This is a genomic window from Streptomyces sp. NPDC059861 (assembly GCF_042731435.1).
Lineage (GTDB): Bacteria > Actinomycetota > Actinomycetes > Streptomycetales > Streptomycetaceae > Streptomyces.
The window spans coordinates 145,996-171,171 of record NZ_JBHWJQ010000008.1 but is presented as its reverse complement, the minus strand read 5'-3'; the positions used below and the strand labels follow the sequence as shown (position 1 = coordinate 171,171).

17 protein-coding genes and 3 pseudogenes are annotated in these 25,176 nt (G+C 71.7%); 10 read left to right on the top strand and 10 right to left on the bottom strand.

Features of this window, described 5'->3' with window-relative positions; all coding sequences use genetic code 11:
• Positions 1-85: 85 nt before the first annotated feature.
• The 3 genes from ACFV6X_RS10085 (at position 86) to ACFV6X_RS10075 (ending at position 4,275) form a co-directional block, all read left to right on the top strand.
• Complete coding sequence (locus ACFV6X_RS10085) at positions 86-2,032, top strand: YncE family protein (RefSeq protein WP_385380321.1); 1,947 nt, start codon at positions 86-88, stop codon at positions 2,030-2,032.
• Positions 2,033-2,173: 141 nt separating this feature from the next.
• Positions 2,174-3,151 carry a pirin family protein gene (locus tag ACFV6X_RS10080; RefSeq protein ID WP_385380318.1) on the top strand — a complete coding sequence of 326 codons (978 nt, stop codon included), beginning with the start codon at positions 2,174-2,176 and terminating at the stop codon, positions 3,149-3,151.
• 74 nt (positions 3,152-3,225) lie between these two features.
• Positions 3,226-4,275 carry an AI-2E family transporter gene (locus tag ACFV6X_RS10075; RefSeq protein ID WP_385380315.1) on the top strand — a complete coding sequence of 350 codons (1,050 nt, stop codon included), beginning with the start codon at positions 3,226-3,228 and terminating at the stop codon, positions 4,273-4,275.
• A gap of 21 nt (positions 4,276-4,296) precedes the next feature.
• Here the strand turns inward: ACFV6X_RS10075 and ACFV6X_RS10070 are convergent, their stop codons facing one another.
• Complete coding sequence (locus ACFV6X_RS10070) at positions 4,297-6,450, bottom strand: SpoIIE family protein phosphatase (protein ID WP_385380312.1); 2,154 nt, start codon at positions 6,448-6,450, stop codon at positions 4,297-4,299.
• Between the two features lie 142 nt (positions 6,451-6,592).
• On the opposite strand from ACFV6X_RS10070, the gene aspS reads away from it, so the two are divergent.
• Positions 6,593-8,356: an aspartate--tRNA ligase gene (gene aspS / locus ACFV6X_RS10065; RefSeq protein WP_385380309.1), complete on the top strand. Its 1,764-nt coding sequence runs from the start codon at positions 6,593-6,595 to the stop codon at positions 8,354-8,356.
• A 106-nt stretch (positions 8,357-8,462) separates the two neighbouring features.
• Here the strand turns inward: aspS and ACFV6X_RS10060 are convergent, their stop codons facing one another.
• The 4 genes from ACFV6X_RS10060 to ACFV6X_RS10045 all read right to left on the bottom strand — a co-directional run bounded on the left by ACFV6X_RS10060 (position 8,463) and on the right by ACFV6X_RS10045 (position 15,018).
• A complete protein-coding gene (locus ACFV6X_RS10060; RefSeq protein WP_385380306.1) occupies positions 8,463-10,961 on the bottom strand; it encodes an FG-GAP-like repeat-containing protein in 2,499 nt (832 codons plus the stop codon).
• Between the two features lie 96 nt (positions 10,962-11,057).
• Entirely contained in the window at positions 11,058-11,423 is a 366-nt protein-coding gene (locus ACFV6X_RS10055) for a PH domain-containing protein (RefSeq protein ID WP_365457484.1), read from the bottom strand.
• A 93-nt stretch (positions 11,424-11,516) separates the two neighbouring features.
• Entirely contained in the window at positions 11,517-13,235 is a 1,719-nt protein-coding gene (gene metG, locus ACFV6X_RS10050; protein ID WP_385380301.1) for a methionine--tRNA ligase, read from the bottom strand.
• Positions 13,236-13,362: 127 nt separating this feature from the next.
• Entirely contained in the window at positions 13,363-15,018 is a 1,656-nt protein-coding gene (locus ACFV6X_RS10045) for a VWA domain-containing protein (RefSeq protein WP_385380298.1), read from the bottom strand.
• A gap of 37 nt (positions 15,019-15,055) precedes the next feature.
• Here ACFV6X_RS10045 and ACFV6X_RS10040 point away from each other — a divergent pair, with 37 nt between their 5' ends.
• A complete protein-coding gene (locus ACFV6X_RS10040) occupies positions 15,056-15,337 on the top strand; it encodes a hypothetical protein (RefSeq protein ID WP_385380295.1) in 282 nt (93 codons plus the stop codon).
• A 223-nt stretch (positions 15,338-15,560) separates the two neighbouring features.
• Complete coding sequence (locus ACFV6X_RS10035; RefSeq protein ID WP_385380474.1) at positions 15,561-17,627, top strand: PhoX family protein; 2,067 nt, start codon at positions 15,561-15,563, stop codon at positions 17,625-17,627.
• 24 nt (positions 17,628-17,651) lie between these two features.
• Here the strand turns inward: ACFV6X_RS10035 and ACFV6X_RS10030 are convergent, their stop codons facing one another.
• The 4 genes and pseudogenes from ACFV6X_RS10030 to ACFV6X_RS10015 all read right to left on the bottom strand — a co-directional run.
• The gene (locus tag ACFV6X_RS10030; RefSeq protein WP_385380293.1) at positions 17,652-19,598 is read right to left on the bottom strand and encodes an FUSC family protein; all 1,947 of its coding nucleotides are present in this window, start codon (positions 19,596-19,598) and stop codon (positions 17,652-17,654) included.
• A gap of 103 nt (positions 19,599-19,701) precedes the next feature.
• Positions 19,702-20,634, bottom strand: coding sequence for a hypothetical protein (locus tag ACFV6X_RS10025; RefSeq protein WP_385380290.1), 933 nt, complete (start codon positions 20,632-20,634; stop codon positions 19,702-19,704).
• A 223-nt stretch (positions 20,635-20,857) separates the two neighbouring features.
• Positions 20,858-21,067, bottom strand: a complete 210-nt coding sequence (locus ACFV6X_RS10020) for a DUF397 domain-containing protein (protein WP_385380287.1) — start codon at positions 21,065-21,067, stop codon at positions 20,858-20,860.
• Positions 21,064-21,508: pseudogene (locus ACFV6X_RS10015) on the bottom strand (DUF5753 domain-containing protein); the annotation flags it as partial. The pseudogene ACFV6X_RS10015 and the gene ACFV6X_RS10020, both read right to left, overlap by 4 nt.
• On the opposite strand from ACFV6X_RS10015, the pseudogene ACFV6X_RS10010 reads away from it, so the two are divergent.
• Both ACFV6X_RS10010 and ACFV6X_RS10005 read left to right on the top strand, forming a co-directional pair.
• A pseudogene (locus tag ACFV6X_RS10010) lies at positions 21,504-21,839 on the top strand (helix-turn-helix domain-containing protein); the annotation flags it as partial. The pseudogenes ACFV6X_RS10015 and ACFV6X_RS10010 sit on opposite strands and share 5 nt — an antisense overlap.
• Positions 21,840-21,886: 47 nt before the next feature.
• Positions 21,887-22,239: pseudogene (locus ACFV6X_RS10005) on the top strand (hypothetical protein).
• On the opposite strand, the gene ACFV6X_RS10000 reads toward ACFV6X_RS10005, so the two are convergent.
• A complete protein-coding gene (locus ACFV6X_RS10000) occupies positions 22,236-22,655 on the bottom strand; it encodes a hypothetical protein (protein ID WP_385380284.1) in 420 nt (139 codons plus the stop codon). The pseudogene ACFV6X_RS10005 and the gene ACFV6X_RS10000 sit on opposite strands and share 4 nt — an antisense overlap.
• A 122-nt stretch (positions 22,656-22,777) precedes the next feature.
• Here ACFV6X_RS10000 and ACFV6X_RS09995 point away from each other — a divergent pair, with 122 nt between their 5' ends.
• Together ACFV6X_RS09995 and ACFV6X_RS09990 are read left to right on the top strand one after the other, a co-directional pair.
• A complete protein-coding gene (locus tag ACFV6X_RS09995) occupies positions 22,778-23,965 on the top strand; it encodes a PP2C family protein-serine/threonine phosphatase (RefSeq protein ID WP_385380281.1) in 1,188 nt (395 codons plus the stop codon).
• A 113-nt stretch (positions 23,966-24,078) separates the two neighbouring features.
• Positions 24,079-25,134, top strand: a complete 1,056-nt coding sequence (locus ACFV6X_RS09990) for a hypothetical protein (RefSeq protein WP_385380278.1) — start codon at positions 24,079-24,081, stop codon at positions 25,132-25,134.
• The last annotated feature ends 42 nt before the right edge of the window (positions 25,135-25,176 follow it).

Genomic DNA, 25,176 nt, shown 5'->3' with positions numbered 1-25,176 from the left:
TTTCCCACGATCCGCCGGGTGTCGCGCGGCGCTTTCACCTCCCGGTTCCACCGGGATTCCTTGTGGGGGTTTCAGCACTGTGCGTATGCGCAGCACTTCGGCCGCGACGGCGCTCGCGGTCCTTTTCAGCTCGGCGGCGCTGAGCGTCGCGGCGGCGGGAACGGCTTCGGCGGCGGCGGCCGTCGTCACCAGCCCCGGTGGCCTCGTCGCGGACCACGCCCTGCAGCGCGTCTTCGTCAGCGACGCGTCCGACGGGCGGATCCTGGCCGCCAACTACAGCGGGACCCTCGTCGACGTGAGCAGCGGCTTCGGCGGCGTCAGCGACCTTGCGCTGTCCGATGACGGCACCACCCTGTACGCGGCCGTGCCGAGCAGCCACGAGGTGGTCGCCCTGGACGCGGCCACGCTCGACGTCAAGGTCCGCTACCCGGTCGCCACCGACACCGGCCCGCGCCACCTCGCCTTCTCCGCGGGCAAGGTCTGGTTCACGTACGGCGACCAGTGGGACGGCGACCTCGGCTCGGTCGACCCGGCGGTGGACCCTGCGAGCGGCACCGAGCCGGTGGCGCTCGCCCAGTTCCCGAAGGAGGGCACGTCGGTCGCCATGTGGGGCCAGGTCCTGCTGGACACGGACCCGCTCCGTCCGGGTGTGCTGGCGCTCGGTGAGACCGGGCTGTCCACGGGCTCGATGGCCGTGCTCGACGTGTCGAGCGGCACGCCCCAGCTGACCGCGTGGCACAACGGCGACTACACCCTGAACCAGGGCATCGGGGACATCGACCTCGCCGCCGGCGCCGACGAGGTGCTCGTCAACGGCACCGACCGGGACGCCTACGCGGACGGCAGGTTCAGCAAGGTCGGTGCCTACCCGGCCGGGCAGCGGGTCGACGTGGGCCGCAGCGGCCTGGTGGCCCAGATCTCGGGCACCAAGGTGGCCGTATACCGGCCGAACGCCAAGCAGCCGGTCCGCACGTACAGCACGGGCACGCAGTCCGCGGCGGACGTGGCCTGGGCTCCGGACTCCTCCCGGATCTTCGCCCTCGTGCCGGGCAGCGGCGGCTACACGGTCAAGGCGCTGACCCAGCCGACGCTGAACGTCCCGACCCTCACGGTCAGCGCCCCCAGCACGGCGCCGCGCGCCAAGAGGCTCACCGTCACCGGCAAGATCTCGGCGACCGTGGCGCTGCCCAGCGGGATCAGGCTGGCGGTCACCCGCACCGACCTGGAGAGCCCGAACGGCAAGGCGCTGCCGTCCGTCACCGTCCAGTCGAACGGGACGTACTCCTTCGCCGACACCCCGCCGGCCGGCGGCGCGGTGACGTACAAGGTGAGCTACGCCGGCGACGCCGGGCACACCTCGGCCACCGCCTCCGACAAGGTCGTGGTCTCCCGCGCCTCGACCTCGCTGAGCCTGAACAACAACGGCAAGCTGTACAACTACGGCTCCGACGTCCGGTTCGTGGCGCACCTCGGCACGACGTACAAGAACCGCTCGGTGGAGATCTGGGCCGACCCGTTCGGCGGCGACAAGCCCAACAAGCGGATCAAGGTCGGCAGGGTCGACTCCAAGGGCAACATCGCCGCCTGGGTCGACATGACCCGCGACACCCACGTCACCGCGATCTTCCGGGGCGACGCCCGCTACAACCCGAAGACCGTGAAGTCCACGGCGTTCGCCCGGGTCAGGGTCTCCACGGCCGTCTCCAAGCACTACAAGACCGCCAAGATCGGCTCGACGGCCTACTACTGGTTCCACAAGAACACCGACCCGCTGCTCACCACGACCATGACCTACTACCCGGGCCGTCAGCAGCGGTTCGACCTCCAGGTCTACTACCAGGGCACCTGGTACTCGGCGGACTCGCAGTACTTCCCGCTCGGTACGGCCGGCAAGTCGGCCGTGACCCTGGAGGCGCCCGGTCAGTCCGGAATCCGGGCCCGGATGCGCTCGGTCTACGTCAACGGCTCGTCCGGCGACTCGGTGAACTCCACGACGTACGGGTCGTGGAAGTACCTGTACTTCAGCAACTGAGGGAACTGATCCGAGATCCGGCGCACCTGTGCGACGACGACGGCCCGGAGGGAATGCCCCCCGGGCCGTCGGCGTTGTGGGGTGGCAGAAAGTTCAACGCTCAACTAAAGTGGAACGCACGTCGCCCAAGGAGGTACCGACATGCCCGCAGTGACCGTCGAGAACCCGCTGACGCTGCCCCGTGTGACCGCAGCGGCGGACGCCGTCGAGCGTCCCGTGATCACCGTCACGACCGCGCCCAGCGGCTTCGAGGGCGAGGGCTTCCCGGTGCGCCGGGCGTTCGCGGGGATCAACTACCGCCACCTCGACCCGTTCATCATGATGGACCAGATGGGCGAGGTGGACTACGCGCCCGGAGAGCCGAAGGGCACGCCCTGGCACCCGCACCGCGGCTTCGAGACCGTCACCTACATCATCGACGGGATCTTCGACCACCAGGACTCCAACGGCGGTGGCGGCACCATCACCAACGGCGACACCCAGTGGATGACCGCGGGCTCGGGCCTGCTGCACATCGAGGCCCCGCCGGAGCAGCTGGTGATGTCCGGCGGTCTCTTCCATGGGCTCCAGTTGTGGGTGAACCTCCCGGCCAAGGACAAGATGATGGCCCCGCGCTACCAGGACATCCGCGGCGGCAACGTGCAGCTGCTCACCTCCCCCGACGGCGGCGCGCTGCTCCGCGTCATCGCCGGCGAGCTGGACGGTCACGCCGGTCCGGGCGTCACGCACACGCCGATCAGCATGATCCACGCGACGCTGGCGCCGGGCGCGGAGGTCACCCTGCCGTGGCGGGAGGACTTCAACGGCCTCGCCTACGTGCTGGCCGGACGGGGCACGGTGGGGGCCGAGCGGAGGCCGGTCCACCTCGGGCAGACCGCCGTCTTCGGCGCGGGTTCCGCGCTGACCGTCCGCGCGGACGAGAAGCAGGACTCGCACACGCCCGACCTGGAGGTCGTCCTCCTCGGCGGAAGGCCGATCCGGGAGCCGATGGCCCACTACGGCCCGTTCGTGATGAACACCAAGGACGAGCTGATGCAGGCCTTCGAGGACTTCCAGAAGGGCCGTCTGGGGACCATCCCCGCGGTGCACGGCATGGCGGAGAGCGGCCCGCGGGACTGATGTCCTGACGCGCCGTCACCCGGCCGGGCCGTCCCCAGGGGACAGCCCGGCCGTCGCGTGATCGGGTGGGAGGCGTGCATCTGCTTCCCGTTCCCGTAAGGCGGTTCGCCGCCTGGTGCGCGGTCGTGCTGCTGGCGGCCGGCGTCGGATGGGTCGGGATCCTGCTCTGCGGCGCGCTGCGCACGGCCGTGGTGCCGGTGCTGCTCGCGCTGCTCGGTACCGCTCTGCTGGGGCCGCTGTACCGGCGGCTCGTGGGCGTCGGCGTCAACCGGTCCGTCGCCGCCGCGCTCACCTGCGTCGCCGTGGTGGCGGTGGTGGGCGGTGCCGTGTACATCGTCGTCGCCGCGCTCATCGACTCCGGCGACCAGATCATCGCCTCGCTGCGGCGGGCGGCCCAGGACATCGCCCAGTACTTCGGGGCGGCGGGCACCTCGCTGGACGACGTCGCCGCCAACTTCCGCCAGCTGCTCGGCAAGTTCGGCGGGACGGCCGCCTCCGGAGTGATCAGCGGCATCAGCGTGGTCGGCGAGACCATCGCCCTGGCCGTGCTGTCGCTGTTGCTCGTCTTCTTCTTCCTCAGGGACTCCCACCGGGCCGCGGGCGGGCTGCGCGCGCTCACGCCGCGCGGGGCCGCCGACACCGTGGAGGCCATGGCGCGGCGGGCCTTCCGGGCGGTCGAGGGGTTCATGCGGGGCACCACTTTCATCGCCTTCATCGACTCGGTGTGCATCACGGTCGGTCTGCTGATCCTGGGCGTGCCCGGCGCGGTCGGGCTGGGCGCGCTGGTCTTCGTCGCGGCCTACATCCCCTACCTCGGCGCCTTCCTCTCCGGTGCCGTGGCCGTGCTGGTCGCCCTCGCCGACCGGGGGTTCGTGATCGCGCTGTGGGTGCTCGGGGTGGTGCTCGCCGTGCAGGTGCTGGAGGGCCATGTGCTCCAGCCGCTGGTCCAGAGCCGGACGGTGCACATGCATCCGGCGGTGGTGATGCTCGCGATCACCGCCGGGGCGTCGGTCGCCGGGATCCTGGGCATCCTGCTGTCGGTTCCGCTCACCGCCGCCGTCTTCGGGGTCGTCCACGAGTTGCGGGACCGGCACGGGACACCGCCCGAGCCCGCGGGGCCGTAGCCGGATCGGCCACGTCCGGATTCAGAGGACTTCCGCGCCGTCGGACTCGTGGAGTTCGAACCAGATACTCTTGCCCTCGCCCCGTGGGTCGACCCCCCACGAGTGCGCGAGGAGTTCGATCAGCATCAGTCCGCGGCCGGAGGACGCCAGCTCACCGGGCCGGCGCTTGTGCGGCAGGTCGTCACTGGCGTCGGTGACCTCCACCCGGATGCGCCGCTCGCCCGGCTCCCCGGCGACCTCGGCGACCAGCAGCGCGTCGGTGTCGGTGTGGACGAGGACGTTGGTGAGCATCTCGGACAGCAGCAGCACCGCCGAGTCGACCTGGTCGGTGGAGCTCCAGTCGTGCAGCAGCTCGCGCAGCAGCTGCCGGGCCACGGCGACCCGCTCGGGCTCGGCCTGGGCGACCGTCAGCATGGTGCGCCGGCGGCGCGGCTGTGCGATCACCGTGTCGCCGCAGCCGCAGCCCTCGGCGTCTCGGCTCAAAAGCAGGACGGCGATGTCGTCCTCGCGCCGGTCGACCAGCGGGCCGGTGGTGTGGTGGGAGGACGGCCCGTGCACGGCCTGCACCAGGGAGTCGGCCAGTTCCTCCAGGTCGCCCTTGTGCTCCTCCAGGATGGCGCGGATGCGCGCCCAGCCGGTCTCCAGGTCGTGACCGCCGGTCTCGATCAGGCCGTCGGTGCAGATCAGCATGGTCTCGCCGGGTTCGAGGACCAGCTGGGTGGTGGGGTAGTCGGCGTCCGGGTCGATGCCCAGGGGCAGCCCGCCGGCCGTCGGGCTCTTCAGGACCGTGCCGTCCGTCATCCGGATCGCCGGGTCCGGGTGCCCGGCGCGGGCGATGTCCAGCACCCCGGTCTCCGGGTCGACCTCGACGTACAGGCAGGTCGCGAAGCGCAGGTCGGAGGGGTCCTCGTCGGTGGTGGCGATGCCGTGCAGGAAGCGGGAGGCGCGGGACAGTACGGCGTCGGGGCGGTGGCCCTCGGACGCGTACGCCCGCAGGGCTATCCGCAACTGGCCCATCAGGCCCGCGGCCCGTACGTCATGCCCCTGGACGTCGCCGATGACGAGGGCGATCCGCCCTCCCCCGGACTTCGCCCGGGAGGTGCCCCCGGGCAGCGGGATCATGTCGTACCAGTCGCCGCCGACCTGGAGGCCGCCGCCGGTGGGTATGTACCGGGCCGCGACGCTCATGCCGGGGATCTCCGGGCCCAGCGTGGGCAGCATGGAGCGCTGGAGGCCGTCGGTCAGCTCGCGCTCGGACTCGGCGGTGCCGGCCCGGGCCAGGGCCTGGGCGAGCATCCGGGCGACCGTGGTCAGCACGGACCGCTCGTCCGGGGTGAAGGCGACCGGATAGGCGAAGGCCGCCATCCAGGCGCCCATGGTGCGCCCGGCGACGGTCAGCGGCAGGAAGGCCCAGGACTGGCGGCCGAACTGCTCGGCGAGGTGCCAGGTGAGCGGGAAGCGCGCCTTGTACTGCTCGGGTGAGGACAGATAGACGGCGCGACCGGTCCGTACGACCTCCGCCGCCGGGTAGTCCGTCACCAGCGCCATGTGCGAGAAGGGATCCTCGTCGCCGGGCTGATGTCCGTGGTGGCCGATGATCGTCAGCCGGTCGCCCTCCACGCCGAAGACGGCGAGGCCGTCCGGGGAGAAGCCCGGCATCGACAGTCCGGCCGCCACCCGCAGCACCTCGGCCGTGGAGCGCGCCTCGGCCAGCGCCCGGCCCGCGTCCAGCAGGAACGCCTCACGGGAGCGCCGCCAGTCGCCGGTGACCGCGCGGCGGCCGGCAGGGGTGCCCGGTGAGGGGTCGGTGACCTCTTGGAGGGTGCCGATCAGCTGGAAGGCGCGGCGCTCACGGTCGTAGCTCGGCTTGGACCGGCTGCGGACGGTACGGATGATCCGGCCCCGCTCGTCCATGATCCGAACCCGCACCTCGGCGAGCGTGCCCTCGGCGACGGCGAGACCGACGACGCTGATGATCTCGTTCCAGTCCACGGGGTGCAGCCGGGCCCTGGTGCGGGCCTCCGTGAGGGTCGTCTGCTCGGCGGGCAGGCCCAGCAGCCGAGCGGCCTCGGCATCCACCGTGACCAGCTTCGTGGCCGTGTCCCATTGCCACAGGCCGGTCGCGAGGGCGGCAAGAACCTGCCCCACGGCGGGCAGGGGCTCACCAGTGCGCATTGCCCCACTCTAGGGAGAGGTGATCGGACGCTGCCACCGAAGCCCTACCTCCGTAATCGTGGAGAGGCCTTCCCGGACGGCCGGTACGCTGGGGGTGTTTCACGTGAAACACCCCCGATCTGCGAAGGCTGGATGAACGACGATGCATCGGTACAGGTCCCACACCTGCGGCGAGCTCCGCGCCTCTGACGTCGGCACCGACGTCCGGCTGAGTGGCTGGCTGCACAATCGGCGCGACCTGGGCGGCATCCTCTTCATTGATCTGCGCGATCACTACGGCATCACCCAGCTGGTCGCCCGGCCGAACACGGCCGCCTACGAGGCGCTGGACAAGCTGTCCAAGGAGACCGTCGTCCGGGTCGACGGCCAGGTCGTCTCCCGTGGCGCCGAGAACATCAACTCCGAGCTGCCCACCGGCGAGATCGAGATCGAGGTCGGCGACGTCGAGGTGCTGGGCGCCGCCGCCCCGCTCCCCTTCACGATCAACACCGAGGACGGGGTCAACGAGGAGCGGCGCCTGGAGTACCGCTTCCTGGACCTGCGCCGCGAGCGCATGCACCGCAACATCCTGCTGCGTACGTCGGTGATCTCGGCGATCCGGCACAAGATGACGGCGCTGGGCTTCAACGAGATGGCGACGCCGATCCTGTCCGCGACCTCCCCCGAGGGTGCCCGCGACTTCGTCGTCCCCTCCCGCCTGAACCCGGGCAAGTTCTACGCCCTCCCCCAGGCTCCGCAGCAGTTCAAGCAGCTGCTGATGATCTCCGGCTTCGACCGCTACTTCCAGATCGCACCCTGCTTCCGTGACGAGGACGCGCGTGCGGACCGCTCGCCGGGCGAGTTCTACCAGCTCGACATCGAGATGTCCTTCGTTGAGCAGGAGGACGTCTTCCAGCCGGTCGAGAAGCTGATGACCGAGCTGTTCGAGGAGTTCGGCGGCGGCCGTCATGTCACGTCCCCGTTCCCGCGGATCCCGTTCCGCGAGGCGATGCTGAAGTACGGCTCCGACAAGCCGGACCTGCGCGCCCAGCTGGAGCTGGTGGACATCACCGACATCTTCGAGGGCTCCGAGTTCAAGGCGTTCGCCGGCAAGCACGTCCGGGCGCTGCCCGTGCCGGACGTCGCCTCGCAGCCCCGGAAGTTCTTCGACCAGCTCGGTGACTACGCCGTCACGCTGGGCGCCAAGGGCCTCGCGTGGGTGCGGGTCGCCGAGGACGGCACGCTGTCCGGGCCGATCGCGAAGTTCCTCACCGAGGAGAACGTGGCCGAGCTGACCAAGCGGCTCTCGCTGGCCGCCGGTCACGCGGTGTTCTTCGGCGCGGGTGAGTTCGACGAGGTCTCGAAGATCATGGGCGCGGTGCGCGTCGAGGCCGCCAAGCGGGCCGGCCACTTCGAGGACGGCGTCTTCCGCTTCTGCTGGATCGTCGACTTCCCGATGTACGAGAAGGACGAGGAGACCGGCGCGATCGACTTCTCGCACAACCCGTTCTCCATGCCGCAGGGCGGCCTGGAGGCCCTGCGGACCCAGGACCCGCTGGACATCCTGGGCTGGCAGTACGACATCGTCTGCAACGGCGTCGAGCTGTCCTCCGGCGCGATCCGGAACCACGAGCCGGAGATCATGCTCAAGGCCTTCGAGATCGCCGGGTACGACCGGGAGACCGTCGAGGAGAAGTTCGCCGGCATGCTGCGCGCGTTCCGCTTCGGCGCCCCGCCGCACGGCGGCATCGCCCCCGGCGTCGACCGCATCGTCATGCTGCTGGCCGACGAGCCCAACATCCGCGAGACCATCGCGTTCCCGCTCAACGGCAACGCCCAGGACCTGATGATGGGCGCCCCCACGGAGCTGGAGGAGCCCCGGCTGAAGGAACTGCACCTGTCGGTGCGCAAGCCGCAGCCGAAGTAGTCACACCTTCCGCAGGACGCTGACGAAAGGGACCCGAAGCCGCCGGCCTCGGGTCCCCTTCGCGTGTGCGGACCGACAGGTCACCCGTCGGCTGCGCGGCCCGCTGTCACGACAGGGACTTGTACCCGCCCCACCCGGTCGCGATCTTCACAGGGCCGGCGAACGACCCTCTGCCGTTGCCCGTGGAGCGCCAGAGGTTGCCACTGGTGTCGCGGGAGACCAGGTCGGCCTTCCCGTCACCGGTGATGTCACCGACGCCGACTACGGCGTCGTACGAGCCGCCCCAGTTGGTGAACACCTTGACGCGTGAGGTGAAGCGGCCGTTGCCGGCGCCGTAGTAGCGATACAGGTTGTTCGTCTTGTCCTGCGCCAACAGGTCCGCGATGCCGTCGCCGTTGAGGTCTCCGGCGCCGATGACCTTCTTGTAGACCTTCCAGTTGTCGACGAGCTTCACCCGCGACGAGAACTTCCCCGTGCTGGTGCCCTTGTAGAGGTAGACGGTCCCCGTCGAGGCGTTGCGGGCGATCAGGTCGGGATGACCGTCGCGGTCGAGGTCACCGGGCGAGGTGAGGAGGTCGTACGCGTTCCAGCCACCCGTCACGATGGTGGTGTACGGCGAGGAGGGCGTCGCCGCCTGCCCGCAGCCCGGCTTGTAGAGCCGCGCCGCCCCGCTGCTCAGGCGCACCAGAACGTCGTTGCAGCGGTCACCGCTGAGGTCGCCGAGGGGGACGACGGTCGTGGAGGTGGACCAGCCGGTGCCGGTGGCCTTGCCACCGAACGTGCCGGTGCTGTTGCCCCAGTGGTACGAAAGTCCGCCGGAGGAGTTGAGCGTCAGCAGGTCGCCGTTGCCGTCCGAGCCGAAGTCGCGGTGGACGGCGGCGCCGCCGGTGACGCGCACGGTGCCCGACGCCAGCTTGACGTCCGTGTCCTGCTGGGTGACCTGAAGGGTCCAGGTCAGCGTTCCGTTGGGGGCGTAACCACCCGACGTCGTTCGGCCGTTCCAGCTCGCGGCGACGTTCAGGTCGTCCGTGCTTCCGGTGAGCGTACGGACGGTCTTCCCCGACCGGTCGGTGAGGATCACCTTCCAGGCCGAGGTGGGCCTGCTGAGCTGCCAGGTGGGGGCCCAGGCCTTGCTGGAGGCGGTGGTGCCCTTGAGCGCGGCGGTCGCGGGGACGCTGGAGCCGGTGACGGCGAGCGTGGGCCAGACGGCCCGGGAACCGTACAGCCGGTCGACGCCGGACTCGGTCCGGGCACCGGACCAGACGGCGGTGGCCGTACCGTCGTCGCCCACGCTGATCCGGCTGCGGACGAAGGCGTTGGACGAGCCGGGAATCTCGGCGGCCGTGGCCCACTGGCCGCCGCTGCCGACGGACTCCACCAGCACCCCACCGATGCCGCCGCTCTGCGTCCAGACCGCGCGTACCGTGCCGTCCTCGCCGATGGCGGCGTCGTACTGCTCGGAGACGGACGACGTCGACAGCGTCCCTACGGCCGACCAGTCATGGGTCGCCGCGTCACGGGTGGCCGTGCGAGTACCGAAGGTCGTGGTCCAGTCCACCCAGACGAGAGTGACGTCGCCGTCGGGCGCGATGAGCGGCTCGGGTGTCCGGGCGAGGTTCCTGGTGGTCGTGACGGACTCGGGTCCGGACCAGGTGCCCGTGGCCGAACGGGTCGCCGTCTGGAGCACCGAGCCCTGCGACTCGTTGACGGTTCCCGCCCACGCGAGAGTCAGCGAGCCGTCGTCGGCCGCCGTGATCTCGGGGTCGCCGACGGACTGGTAGCTGCCGGTCACGGCTGTGGGAACGGACCACTCGGTGGCGCCGGCCGTCCGGGAGACGGCACGCAACCGGGCTTCTTCACCGGCGATCTGCTTGTAGACGACGACAGTGGTGCCGTCGGTGGTGACCGCGACGCTGGGCGCGTACGCCATCTCGGCGTCGTCGGCGACGGCGGAGCTGATCTGCACGGGCGTCGACCAGGTACCGTCCGTGCCGCGGACGGCCGCGTTGACCTCGGTGTCCGTCGCGCCCCCGGACCGGGTGGCCCAGACGGCGGTGAGCGTGCCGTCGGGAGCCTCGGCGAGATCGATACCGGCCTCGGTCCGGGCGGCCTCCGTGCCGACGAGTTCGACGGGCGCGGACCACCCGGAGGCGTCGGACGCGAGGACGGAGCTGACGAGCCGGATGCCCACTTCCGGCGAACCGGGTGCCGTCAGGTCCGGGTACTCCACCCACAGTGCGGTGACCGTGCCGTCGGCGGAGGCGTGCAGCGCGGCGCGGCCGGCCTCGGTCGGGGTCGTGGCGAGCAGCGTCGGCGCTCCCCACGCGTCGCTGCCGGACGGCCGTACGGCGGCGTACAGCTTGCGTTCGCCGCCGGGACGGGCGAACTGGTTCCACAGCGTGACGGCGGAACCGTCGGCGGCGGTGGCGACGTCCAGCACGGAGGCGTGAACGTCGGTGCCGGTGATGGCGGTGGCCGTGGCCCAGGGCGCGGCGGCACCCGCGGCGACGGCCGACGCCGGGAGAACGGCGCCGCCCGCGACCACAAGGGTCACCGACGAGACGGCGAGCGCCAGCCGGCGACGAGACAGGGCGAATCTGCCCACTTGAACATCCCTCCCCGCGAGGGCACCCGCCCTCGCACAAGTGGGCGGATGTTAACAGCGGAAAGTGACCGGCAGACCCCCACGAGCCGACGCCGGCTAGCGGGCCACGAACTGGGTGAGGATTGCCTGGACCTCGTAGATGTCGACGCCCTTGGTGAAGGTCTTCTGGATCGGGGTCTGGGAGCCGGAGAGCCAGATCTTCAGTTCGGCGTCGAGGTCGAAGGTGCCGGCGGTCTCGACGGCGAAGTGCGTGATGCTGCGGTACGGGATGGAGTGGTACTCCACCTTCTTGCCGGTGATGCCCTGCTTGTCGACCATGATGAGGCGGCGGTCGGTGAACAGCATGGTGTCGCGGATCAGCAGGTACGCGGCGTGCACCTGCTCCCCCTGGCCGAGCAGACGTGCGTAGTCCTGCGCGGCCGTCCCCGGATCGATGCTGTGCGCGTTGCCGAACAGTGCCATGGACGGACCCCCCACTCGTGTGCCGCGTGACCGCGGTCGATCACGCGGTCCTGGCCAGGTATACCGGCTGAGTGAGGGGTCCGAGAAGGGCTGTTACGCGGCTGTTTCCCCGCCGAAGCGCTCCTTGTACGCGGCCAGGTCCTCGTCCGTGAGCTTGGCGAAGAGCACCGGCGGCACGGTGAAGGGCGTACCGGTGGGAAGGAAGGTCAGGGCCTTCGCCTCGTCGGACGAGACCCAGGTGGCGGTGTCGCCGGTGAGCGAGAAGGCCTGGCGCATCGCCGCCGAGCTCGCCGGGATGAAGGGCTCGGAGACGACGGAGTAGAGGTGGATGAGGTTCATCGCCGTGCGCAGCGTGAGGGCGGCGCCGTCCTTGTCCGTCTTGATCTCCAGCCAGGGGGCCTTCTCCTCCAGGTAGGAGTTGCCGGCCGACCACAGGGCGCGCAGGGCGGCCGCGGCCTTGCGGAACTGGAGGGCCTCCATCTGCTGCTCGTACTCGGTGAGCAGCCGGGCGATCTCCTCACCCAGCGCCCCCTCCGCCGGGCCGGGCTCGCCGCCGGCCGGGACCGCCTCGCCGAAACGCTTCTTGGAGAAGGACAGGACACGGTTGACGAAGTTGCCGAGGGTGTCGGCGAGGTCCTTGTTCACCGTCGCCGTGAAGTGCTCCCAGGTGAACGACGAGTCGTCGGACTCGGGGGCGTTGGCGATCAGGAAGTAGCGCCAGTAGTCGGCGGGGAGGATCTCCAGCGCGTGGTCGGTGAAGACGCCGCGCTTCTGGCTCGTGGAGAACTTGCCGCCGTAGTACGTCAGCCAGTTGAAGGCCTTCACGTAGTCGACCTTCTTCCACGGCTCGCGCACGCCCAGCTCGGTGGCCGGGAACATCACGGTGTGGAAGGGGACGTTGTCCTTCGCCATGAACTCGGTGTAGCGGACGGTGTCGTCCGCCTCGTACCACCAGGACTTCCAGTCACGGTTCTCCGGGTCCTTGTCGGACCACTCCTTCGTCGCGCCGATGTACTCGATCGGGGCGTCGAACCAGACGTAGAAGACCTTGCCCTCGGCCGCGAGGTCCGGCCAGGTGTCGGCGGGGACCGGGACGCCCCAGTCCAGGTCGCGGGTGATGGCGCGGTCGTGCAGACCCTCGTTCAGCCACTTGCGGGCGATGGAGGAGGCGAGCTGCGGCCAGTCGTCCTCGTGGCGGGAGACCCACGCCTCGACCTCGTGCTGGAGCTTGGACTGGAGGAGGAAGAGGTGCTTGGTCTCGCGGACCTCCAGGTCCGTGGAGCCGGAGATCGCCGAGCGGGGGTTGATCAGGTCGGTCGGGTCGAGGACCCGGGTGCAGTTCTCGCACTGGTCGCCGCGGGCCTTGTCGTAGCCGCAGTGGGGGCAGGTGCCCTCCACGTAGCGGTCCGGGAGGAAGCGGCCGTCGGTGGGGCTGTACACCTGGCGGATCGCGCGCTCCTCGATGAAGCCGTTCTCGTTGAGCTTGCGCGCGAAGTGCTGGGTGATCTCGACGTTCTGCGGGGAGGAACTGCGGCCGAAGTAGTCGAAGGCGAGGGCGAAGCCGTCGTAGACCGCCTTCTGGGCGTCGTGCGCCTGGGCGCAGAACTCGGCGACCGGGAGGCCCTGCTCCTTGGCGGCGAGCTCGGCGGGGGTGCCGTGCTCGTCGGTGGCGCAGATGTAGAGGACGTCGTGGCCGCGCTGGCGGAGGTAGCGGGCGTACACGTCCGCCGGGAGCATGGACCCCACCATGTTGCCCAGGTGCTTGATCCCGTTGATGTAGGGAAGGGCGCTGGTGATGAGGTGTCGAGCCATCGGGGGCTGCTCCCAGGTCGCTGCGTCTACGAACCTTGAAATCGTAGCCGACACGGGTGGGCCGCCCGCCTCCCGTTTTAAGGGGTGAGAGGCGGGCGGCCTGGGGTGGGACCGGGGCGGTGTGCGCCTAGGGGCGCCAGTCGGCGAGGACGCCCTCGTAGAACTCGGAGTCCGTGAGTTCCTTCGGGGTGGGGCCCGCGTGGAAGAAGGACGTGTTGCCCGTCTTCAGCTTGCGCAGGTAGTCGAAGGCCTTGTTGTCGTGCTCACCGAAGGCGACGAAGGCGAAGTGGAGGTGGGGGTGGGTCTTCGCGGCGTCCGTCAGGGCCTGGGTGGCGGGGGTCTTGGCGTCGGGGGCGCCGTCGGTCTGGAAGATCACCAGGGCGGGGGTGGTGGTCTTGCCGTGGTGCTCGTCGTAGTGGGTGAGGACGTCCTCGACGGCGGCGTGGTAGCTGGTACGGCCCATGCGGCCGAGAGCGGCGTGCAGCTCGTCGACCTTGTTCTCGTGGTCGGCGAGGGTCAGCTCGCCGGTGCCGTCCAGTTCGGTCGAGAAGAAGGTGACGTGGACGGTGGCCTCGGGGTCGAGGTGGGCGGCGAGCGCGAGGGTCTGCTCCGCGAGGGCCTGGGCGGAGCCGTCCTTGTAGTACGGGCGCATGGAGGCGGAGCGGTCGAGGACGAGGTAGATCTTGGTGGGGGTGGCGGTGGTGAGGTTGTGGGTGGTGAGGGCGGTGGCGGCTGCGGTGTAGGCCGTGCGGAGGGTGGGGGGGACGGAGGTGTCGTGCCCACCCGCGCCACCCGTCTCGTCGCCGGGTGCGGGCGGCCCCTGGGGGGCGGTCTCGGCGGCCGCGGTTGCGGGGGCCGGGGTGGCCTCCGGTTCGGTGACGGCTTCGGGCTCCGCGGCTGCGGGCGCCTGCGCGGGGTCGGCTGAGACGACCGGGGCGGGGATCTCGGCCTGCGGCTGCGCGTCCGACGTGACGGTGGCCTGCGCGTCCGACTTCGCCGTGGGCTCCGGGTCGGCCTCGGCCTGCGGCTGCGGGGTCGGCTCGGTCTCCGGCTTCGCCTCGGCCTCGTCCTTCGACTGCGCGGCGGGCTCGGTGGTGAGGCCGGCCTCCGCGGCGGTCGCCGTCGTGGGCTCCGGGTGAGCCTCGGCCTCGACGTCGGCCTCCGCTTCGGACCGGGGCTCGGCGTCGGCCTCAGTCGTCGCGGTCGGTTCCGCTTCCGCTGCCGGCTCGTTGTCCGCGGCCAGCTGCGGCGCGGGCTCCGGGTCCGTCTCCGTCGTCACGGCGACCACCTCGGCCTCCGCCTTCGCTTCGGGCGCCGACGTGGCGTCTGCCTCGGCCTTCGCTTCGGGCGCCGACGTGGCGTCCGTCGTCAGCTCGGCGCTCGCCTCGGCCGACGGCTCCGTGGCCGTCGTAGGCGGGGCGTCCGTCTCCGTCTGCGGCTTCGCCTCCGCTCGCGGCGTAGTCGTGGTGTCCGTCTCGGCCTGCGGCTTCGCCTCCGCTTCCGTCGTCGGCGCCGCCTTCGCCTCCGGCGCCTCGGGCTCGGTGGTCGGCTTGCTCTCCGGCTCCTGCTCGGCCACGGGCTCCGCCGTCGGGTCCGGCTTCGTGTCCGTCGTAGGCGCGGCGTCCGTCTCGGGCTTCGTCGGCTGCTCCGTGGCCGGCGGCTCCTGCGCGTCGGACGGCTTCGGCGGGCCGTCCGGAATGTGTGCTTCTGTGCCGTTTTCCTGGGCGGCTGAAATCGGTCGGGTCTGGTGGGGGACCGTCACCTTGTCGAAGGCCGCCGCCACCAGTTCGTGCTCCGCGCGGGGTTCGGGAACCTGCGGTGTGGGGGTCGAATCGCTCGGCGTCGTGGCCGTCGGTTCGGAGGCGGTCGGCGACGGCGGCATCGGTTCGGCGGCCGGCGTCGACGGGGCCTCCGTCGCGGTGGCAGGCGGCGGCGTCGACCGGGCCGGTGTCGAGGAAGTCGGTGTCGGGGCGGCCGGCGGCGTTGATTCCGGCTGCGTGGAGACACTCTCTGCCTCGGGACTGCGGCCCTTTCGGGAACGGCCGAATGCGTTCCGCAGGAGAGTGAGAATGCCCATTAGCGCAACCCTTCGCGTGAGTTGATGCCCGTCAATCCCTGGCCAGGACGGACACGTAAGGTTAGCGGTCCCGGAAGAGCCGACCGCGTCCGCGTCAAGGGTCGGACCCGGACGGACTGCGGCCAAACCTCAACTCCCCGACCGCTACCTCGGGTTCACGCGCCGTTCATTCAATGGCTCCGCTCCCGCACAAACGTGCTCCTACCGTCCGTCACGCTGGATACAAGGGGAATCAAGGGGAGTAAATGGTGCGCAATCTGCTGCCTATCATCCGAACGAACGACTCACATTCGGGCGGACGGTCCGCCCTGACCTGCCGTTTCCGCTGTGGTGACGCCTGCTTCCACGAGGTGCCCAACACCACCGCCAACCCGTACGTCGGCGACGTCATCGCCGGCGCCCTGAGCCGCCGTGGCGTGATGCGCGCCGCCGCCGTCGTCACCGCGGCCGCCGCCGCCGGTACCGCCGCGAGCGTCGCCGCCGCGCCGCAGGCCGAGGCCGCGCCCGCCGGGAACTGGCACAAGCCCACCGACAAGGGTGCCCGCGGCCTGCGCTTCACGCCGGTCGAGCCGAACACCGACGACGTCGTGACCATCCCCGAGGGGTACGGCCAGAACATCGTCATCCGCTGGGGCGAGCCCATCCTGCGCGGCGCCCCCGCCTTCGACCCGGAGAAGCAGTCCGCCAAGGCCCAGGCCGGTCAGTTCGGGTACAACTGCGACTTCCTCGCGCTGCTGCCGCTGCCCGGCGAGCGCGGCCGCCAGGTCCTCGTGGCCAACCACGAGTACACCGACGAGATCCTGATGTTCCGCGGCTACGACGCCGCCAACCCGACCAAGGAACAGGTCGAGATCGCCTGGGCCGCGCACGGCCTGTCCGCGGTCGTCGTCGAGGAGGAGCGCCGTACCGGCAAGCTCACCCCCGTCTCCCGCCACCCGCTCAACCGGCGCGTCACCGCGACCACCGAGTTCCGCATCACCGGCCCCGCCGCCGGCTCCGACCTGCTGAAGACCTCCGCCGACCCGACCGGCCGCAAGGCCTTCGGCACCCTCAACAACTGCGCCGGCGGCGTCACGCCGTGGGGCACCACGCTGCACGGCGAGGAGAACTTCAACCAGTACTTCGCCAACGCCACCCGCCCCACGGACAAGCGCTACGGCATCGGCACCGGCGCCACCGAGCGCAAGTGGGAGCGGTTCGACAAGCGCTTCGACGTCGCGCAGGAGCCGAACGAGGTGCACCGCTTCGGATACGTCGTCGAACTCGACCCGTACGACCCCGACTCCAAGCCGCGCAAGCACACCGGGCTCGGCCGCTTCAAGCACGAGGGCGCGACCGTGCGGCTGACCGACGACGGCCGGCCGGTCGTGTACTCCGGTGACGACGAGCGGTTCGACTACTTCTACAAGTTCGTCGGCAGCAAGCGGATGATGAAGGGGAACTCCCGCGCCGCGCGTGAGCACAACCTCTCGCTGCTGGACGAGGGCACCCTGTACGTCGCCAAGCTCACCGGTGACTCTCCGGCGATCGAGATCGACGGCACCGGCAAGCTCCCCGAGGACGGCGAGTTCGACGGCAGCGGCGAGTGGATCCCGCTGGCCACGGCCACGTCGCGCGGTGCCGTGTCCCACGTCGAGGGCATGACCGCCGAGGAGGTGTACGTCTTCACGCGCCTCGCCGGTGACAAGGTCGGCGCGACGAAGATGGACCGGCCCGAGGACATCGAGCCCAACCCGCACACCGGCAAGGTGTACGTCGCCCTCACCAACAACACCAACCGCGGTGTCGGTACGAACGCCAAGGCGGACGAGGCCAACCCCCGCAACGCCAACAAGCACGGGCACATCCTGGAGCTGACCGAGAGCTGGAACCGGGCCGACGCCACCCGCTTCGCCTGGTCGCTGTTCCTGGTCGCCGGTGACCCGGAGGACCCGGCCACCTACTTCGCCGGGTTCCCGAAGGACGACGTCAGCCCGATCTCCTGCCCCGACAACGTGGCCTTCGACTCGTACGGCAACCTGTGGATCTCCACGGACGGCGCGCAGCTCGGCTCGCACGACGGCCTCTTCGGTGTCGCCACGCGCGGTGACCGGCGCGGTGAGCTGAAGCAGTTCCTGACGGTGCCCAAGGGCGCGGAGACCTGCGGCCCGCTCGTCCAGGACCGGCGGGTCCTGGTGGCGGTGCAGCACCCGGGCGAGCTCGACGGCGCGACCGCGGAGAAGCCGCTGAGCGCCTGGCCCGACGGACCCGGCAAGATGAACCGTCCCGCGGTGGTGGCCGTGTGGCGCAAGGACGGCCGCGACATCGGCATCTGAGCGGCCCGGACGCCTGCGGCGGTGCTACGTCAGCGGTGACGCGATCGCCCGCGCCGCCGCGACCTCCTGCCGCAGCGGCTCCAGGACGCTGCCCGCCGGGCCCGTGAGGTCCGAGCGGACCGGGACGAGGGTGTCCACCTCGCGGAGCCCCTCGGAGAGTTCCCGCAGCTGCCGGGCCACCTGGTCGACCTCTGCCTGCGACGGCGGTGCGGATCCGTGCTTGATGCGGACCCGTGCCGCCGTCGTCACGTCCACCATGCGTTCCACGGCGACGACCAGCGGCCACCAGGCGGCTGCGCGCCGACCGGTCGGCGGTGGTTCGGTCAGGGCGCGCTGGAACTCCGTACGGATTCCGGACAGGTCGCGGTACAGCCGGCGGCGCATCCGCGCGCGGGCCCCGGGGTCGGCCGTGGCGGCGAAGGCCGTCTCGACGTAGGCGGCCGTGTCCGCCACGGCGTCGGCGAGGCGAGCGCCGACGCGGGTGTGCCAGCTCTCCGGCCACAGCAGGTACCCGGCGATCAGCGCGATCGCGCAGCCCATCAGGGAGTCGACGAGGCGGGGCAGCAGCAGTGCGGTGCCCTCCTGGTTGAGGATGTCGGAGAGCAGCAGGATCACCGGCGTGATGGCGGCGGTCTGGAAGCCGTACCCGCGCGGGGTGAGCGCCGGGATCAGCGGGGCGAGCACCAGCATGACCGGTACGTCCCACCAGCCGCGCGGCACCTCGGAGAGCACCGCCGCGGCGACGACCAGCCCGGCGACCGTGCCGAGCGCGCGCAGCAGGGCGCGGGAGAAGACCGAGCCGAAGTCGGGCTTGAGGACGAAGGTGATGGTCAGGGCGACCCAGTAGGAGCGCGGGACGGAGATGATCGACACCAGGGCCTGGGCGATGCCGATGCACAGGGCCAGGCGCAGGCCGTAGCGCCAGGAGCCGGCGGACAGCAGCATGCTGCGGGTGGCGCGGGCGGTGCGGATGCCGAGGGCGGCGGGGCGGCCGAGCCGGTCTGCCAGACCGCTCGGGTCGATGTCCGGGGCCGTGACGACCGAGGCGGCGTGCCGCAGGGCGTGGTCGATGGCGCGGCCGGTCTCGGTGGTCGGGGGCGGCAGGTGGAGCGTGAGGGGCTCGGTGCGGCCGCCGCGCACCGCGTCGGCGAGGGAGCGGACGGCCGCCGGGACCTCGGCGGGCAGCGGGCTGCCGCTGAGGTGGACGGCGGGGGCGGCCTCCAGCATCGGGGTGACGGCGTTCAACTGGGCGATCAAGCGGGTCAGTTCCGGGCTGCGGCCGTGGTGCCGGGCGCGGTGGGACAGCACCAGGTCGTACGCGTTGTTCATGGCGTCGGTGACGGTGTGCCGGGCGTCGTCGTAGGCCACCTCCGACCGGCCCGCGCAGGTGGTGAGCAGGTTCGCGACGCCGTCGTAGGTGCCGGCGACCGCCAGCCGTTCGGGCACGCCGGCGCGCAGCGGCCAGGCGATCAGGGCGAGGAGCAGGACGAGCAGCCCGCCGCCGCCGATGAGCAGGGCAGGCGCCCACCAGGGGCCCGGCATGGGCAGGCCCGCCCCGACGACGCAGTTCAGCAGCAGGAGCAGGCCCGAGACGGAGGCGACCGCGCCGATCGTCGAGATCATCCCGGAGACCAGCGCGATGCCGGTGACGGTGGCGACGGCGACCCAGCCGTGCCCGTACACGAGGGTGCCGATGGTGACGCCGGCGGCGCCGAAGAGCTGTGGCACGGCGATGTTGAGCACCCGCATCCGGTACGCGGCGGCGGTGTCGCTGATGACGCCGTTCAGGGCGCCCATGGCGGCGAGCGCCCCGTAGCCGGGACGGTCGAAGGCCAGTCCGACGGCCAGCGGCAGCGCGAGCGCGACGGCCGCCCGGGCGACGGCGGGCCGGTTGACCGGCGCCTGCTGCGCCCGGAGATTCCGCACCAGCCAGTCGGGCGGAGTGAGACTGACGGGGAACTCACGGGCCATGAGCCCATTATGTCCGCTCACCCCGGCCCCGGTGGGAGGCGTTTGCGCAGGTGGAGCACAGACCGGACGTGGCCCGGAGCCGACGCGCCCGCGTCGGACGTCGTCAGGCTTGGGCTCGTGTCGGTTCCTGGGGGCTGGTGGGAGCGGGCGTCCCCGGGGACGGGGGACGCCGTAGGCGATGGCCGTAGCGGCCGGCGAGCCAGGTGGTCAGGGCCACCGCGAGGCCGAGGGTGACGAGCAGCCAGGACGCGGTACGCAGGGTGGCGGTGAGGGCGTCGTAGACCGCGCCGGCGGCGGGACGGGAGACCGACGCGGGCAGGTCGGACAGGGTGAGCCGGCGGCCGACCGCCACGGCCGCGGCGAGCAGGGCGCCGCCCAGGGCCGTGCCGAGGGCGGTGGCGGTGATCGCGCGGCGGCGGCAGGTCGCGACGGTGATGCCCGCGACGGCGAAGGCGACGGCCGCGATCGGCAGCCACAGGGCGGCGACTTCCAGCACGTCGTACCCCTTTCGGAGCCGGTCCAGGTCGCCGGGCGCGAGGACCGCGACCGCGGTGTGGCGGACCGGGATGCGGCGGGCCAACGGCACGTTCTCGTCGGCCAACTGGTCCTTGATGCGGGTGGTCACGGGAGCGAGGTCGACGGTGACCGGGTCGGTGCGCGGCCGGTCGTCGTCGCGCAGGGCGTGCAGCACGGCGTCGTGCACGGCCCGGTTCGCCGCGTCCCACCCGGTCCGGAAGGCGTCGGTCTGCGTGAACGAGCGCACCGCGTCGCGCACGAACGGGCCCATCACGCCCTGCGTACCGTCAATCCGGTCCGCCACCTCGTCACCGACGGTGTCGGCGACCGCGTCCCGCACGGCCGGGTCACCGGCCAGCGGCGCCATCGTGCGGACGTATCTGCCGGTGTCGGCGAGGCCGTACGTCGCCCAGGCGGACAGCGCGCCCAGCGGCACGAACAGGCAGCACAGGGCGATCAGCGCGGCGGACAGGGCGCCGCGCAGCCGGAGGGCGCGTGCATGTGCTGGCCTGGGAGACACCCTCTCAGAGAACGGCCCGAGGCCGGGCGATGCGAGCGCTGTGGCTGCGATCGGGTGTACGTGGCCTCCGCCCTCCGGTGGAGGGTTGCGCCGAACGGGTGTTTCCTGGAGAGGAAGGTTTCAGGGACCTCGTCGGACGACCGGGGCGCGCTGCCTGTCGTCCGGTGAGTGGAGGGATGAGGGAAAGTGTGGACCCCGGCCACCATGCCGGGGTCCACACGAGTCAGTCTTGCGACGCGTACGTCACGAACGCCGACCAGGCCTCCGGCCGGAGGGCTAGGCGGGGGCCGTCGGTCTGCTTGGAGTCGCGGACGCGGACGATGCCGGGCTGTGTCGCGATCTCGACGCACGAGTCGCCGTCGGGGCCGCTGCTGTAGCTGCTCTTGAACCACGTGAGCTCGGAGTGGTCTCCGGCAGAGGCCTTGCGGGTCATGTCTCTCCCAGCATGTGCTCGATGAGGGTCAGCGACTCCCCAGGCGGCAGGGCTTGCGCCCGGATGGTGCCATACCGCAACTCAAGGATCCGCAGGTGCTTCGGATCGGAGGTCGGTCGGCCGTTGAACGCGCCGTCGGAGCGCCCGACAGCGGTTCCGTCAGGGAACTTCAGGACCTCGATCCTTCCCATCAGCCCCGGGTGCGCTCCGCCGGTCGTCGGCATCACCTGAAGCGTAACGTTGCGCAACCGGCCCACCTCCAGGAGATGTTCAAGCTGGCGTCGGCCACACCATTGTGCCGCCAACAGGGCGTCGTAGGGCCGCCTCTTCCTGCACAAAGCTCAGCGAAGGGGCAGGGGACCGATCGAAGATGGACTGCCGCGCCATTCGGGCAGCCAGCACCCTCTCCAGATCGTCCGCCGAGTAGGCGGGTTGCCACGACCCGGGTCTGCTTCTCTCGGCCTGCGACACGGCCCACCTCGCTCCCGGCGTCGCCGCCTGGCTGGAACGCGACGTGACCCCCGGCGCCGTACGTCATGCCCTCACGTCCGACCTTCCGCCCGAAGGCCTACGCCGCCCCGCCGCCCTCCTGGCGCACCGCCTCACCGCGCACCTACCGCCCCCGCCCCCGTTCCGCGCCCCCGCCCCACCGCACGAATCCGTGCGTCACCCCCTTCGGACCTGCGACAGCTGCGACCGAGCCTTCCGCGCGGCCGCACCCGGCCGCTGCCGCGACTGCCGGACCCATGTCGAGGAGGCCCGCCTAGCATGAAGGCGACGAACCTTGCCCGCGGGCACAGACGACGAGGAGCGAGCGCCATGACCATCGCCCCGGACGACGCGCAGCAGGGCGCCTCCCACCTGTACCGGGCCATGCGGGACTTCCTCCAGTCCATGGACGACACCCTCCCCGGCAAGTTCGAGATCACCAAGGAACGCGTCGTCCACGACATGATGGCGCCCATCGGACCCCACGAGCTGACCACGCTGCACCTTCGGTCCCCGTCTACGCGATCTTCGACCCCCGCACCGGCGAGGGCGCCGTCCTCACCGACATCCACGACACTCCCGACGGCCCCCGTTACGCCACCCGCAAGGAGTTCGTGTACGGCGAGGACGTCACCATCGCCGACTGGACGATCCCGACGGACGACCTGCCGCGATACGGCTAGGCCGTTCTCTCGTGGGTGTAGTAGCGGTAGAACAGCGTGACCAGGACGGCCCCCCCGACCACCACCGACATCATGGCCGAGCGCAGGACGCTGTAGCCGGTCTGGCTGTACAGGAAGCCGAACGCGATGCCCGTGAAGGCCGCCCAGACCAGTGCGTGCGCCCCGCGGTGCAGGCGCTTGGCGATCTCGCGGACGCCGAGGTAGGCCAGGATAAAGACGAGCGCGGTGAGGAAGCCGAACAGCAGGTTCCAGCCGGTGATGGGGCCGGCGTCGCGCCGGTTGGCCGCGGCCCAGTAGCCGTAGACGAGGCCCAGGCCGATCGGTACGGCCCAGCGGGCGATCATGTGCGTGCGCGCGCTGAAGATGTCGGGCAGGCCGGTGGTGGGTGCGCCGGGCGCGGGTGCCGCGTGAGCCATGGGTGCACTCCTCTCTCCTCGCCCCCCGCCTTCCAGAGCACACCGCGGCGGGGCGGGCGGCAAGTCGGCCGGTCGCGGGGCAACGGATGCGCACGGCACGGGAGCGTGTTTCGCTGTGGTGCATGACCAGGCCCGCGACCGGGGGCGGCGGGCAGCGCCTGCTCGTCCGGTATCCCCGCGCCGGGCGCCGGGAGGCCCTGCACCGGCACCAGATGCTTCGGGTGCGCGGCCGCAGCATCGCCTGGGTGCCGCCGTTGCTGCTGCTGCTCGGGATCTCGGTGGTGGACGCCGTCACGCCCGGGGACTTCCGGATCATCTCCTGGATCGTGCTGGTCCCCGGTATCGCCGCCGCGCTCTGCGGCGCGTGGGGCACGGCCGTCTTCGGGGTGCTGTCGCTGCTGGCGTACGCGATCGTGGACAGCGCCTGGCCCGACGAGTTCCGGGCCGGGCTGCCCGACTTCATCCTGGTCGCGCTGGGCGGCCTGCTGGCCACGGCGGCGTGCGTGGTCCGCATCCGCGGCGAGGAGCACCTGCTGCGCATGCGGGGCATCGCCGAGACGATCCGCCGCACCGTGCTGCGTCCGCTGCCCGCCGAGTGGGGTGGTCTCTCGCACGCCGGGGTGTACCTGGCCGCCGACACCGACGCCCGGGTCGGCGGCGACTTCTACGACATCCAGCCCGGCCCGCACGGCACCCGGGTCCTCGTCGGGGACGTACAGGGCAAGGGACTCGGCGCGGTCGAGGCGGCGGCGGCCCTGCTGGGCACCTTCCGCGAGGCCGGCTACCACGAGCCGGACCTGGCCACCGTCGCCGAGCGCATGGCGGTGCGCATCCGGCGGCACCAGGACCACGTCGCCGCCCTCGGCCGCTCGGACAACGACCGCTTCGCCACCGCCCTCCTGCTCGGCTTCCCGCAGGACGCGGCGGACACGGTGGACGTCGTCAACTTCGGGCACGACCCGCCCCTCATCGCCGGCCCGCGCGGCGTCCGTACCCTGCCCACGACCGGCGGCCTCCCCCTCGGCCTCGGCGATCTCGTCCCGCCGGGCGTGCCCACCCTGCCCCCGGTCCGCCGGTTCCCCTTCGCCGCCGACGAGACCCTCCTGATCACCACGGACGGCGTCACCGAGGCCCGGGCGCCGGACGGCGCGTTCTACCCGTTGACCGTCGAGGTGACCCGCGCGCTCACCGCGGACCCGCGCACCGCCCATCCCGGACGGCTCGTGGCCCTCGTACGGGACGGGGTGCTGCGGCACTCCCGGGGACATCTGGCGGACGACACGACGGTGATGGCGCTGCGCAGGCTCTGACGGGGCGTTCGACGCGGATTTCCGCGCGCGAACGGGCGGGCGTCCACCGTCCCGGCCCCGGCGGCCGGCACAGCGGTTACGGTGCTGAGGTACGTGATCGACAGGGAGGGACCATGACGGGGACCGTGTTGCTGGTGGCCGCCTCGCCCGTGGGGAAGGGGCGGCTGGTGGACGCGGCCACGGTGCTTCCCGTGCTGGCGGCCGTCCCGCCCGGGGTGCTGGCGGGCGCGGACACCGCGAACGTCGTCGAACTGGCCGACCCGGTGGAGCCGCAGGCCGTGCTGACGCGGCTGCGGGCGGCCGCCGGGACGGTGGGGCCGCTGACCGTGTTCGTCACCGGGCAGATCCTGCTCGACCGGCGCCAGCGGCTGCCGCATCTGGCGCTGGCGCGGACGACGCCGGCCACCGCCCGCTACACGGGCTTCCCCTGGCACTGGCTCCGCGAGGAGCTGCGGCTGCGCGCGCCGGGCACCACGACGCTGTTCCTCGATCTGCACGCCGACGCGGAGAGCTGGGAGCACCTGCGCGGCACGCCCCTCGACTCCGGGCACAACTGCGCCGTGTACGGGCGGATCGCGCCGCCGCCGCAGCGGCGTACCGTCGCCGACCCGTCGTACATGAAGGCCGTCGCGACGATCCTGCGCAGCGGGCACCGGCCGCCCGTGGAGCGGTTGCACCAGCAGGCGCTCGGCCGGACCACCGGGGGGCACCCCGGCATCGTGCTCACCGCGCGGCCGCCCGGTGCGAGCGATCCGCACGCCGCCATCTCCGCCGCCGTGCAGGCCGGCCGGCACACCGACGCCGACGGGCTGGCCGCCCGCTGGGAGCAGGCCGCCGTGCGGGCGCACGGCGCCGCCTCCGAGGAGGCGCTGCACTGGACGGAGGTGCGCGCGGACCTGGCGATGTTCGCGGGTGACGCGGCCCGCAGCTGCCGTACCTGGCTGGCGGTGGCGTCGGCGCGGCTGGCCGCCGGGCAGGCGCAGGACGCGCCCGCCGTCGAGGCGGCCGTCGACCGTGCCCACCACCAGTGGGGCGAGATCCGTGACCCGCTGCGGGCCCGCGAGATCGGGCCGGTCCTCGCCGACCTGCGCGGCCGGGTGCCGGGCCGGCGGATGGGCGCGCTGGACCACGTGCAGCGGCAGCTGCGGCAGCTCCAGACGCAGAGCTGAAAAAGGCGCCACCCGCGTCCGAGCCCTCCCCAGGGAGCAACT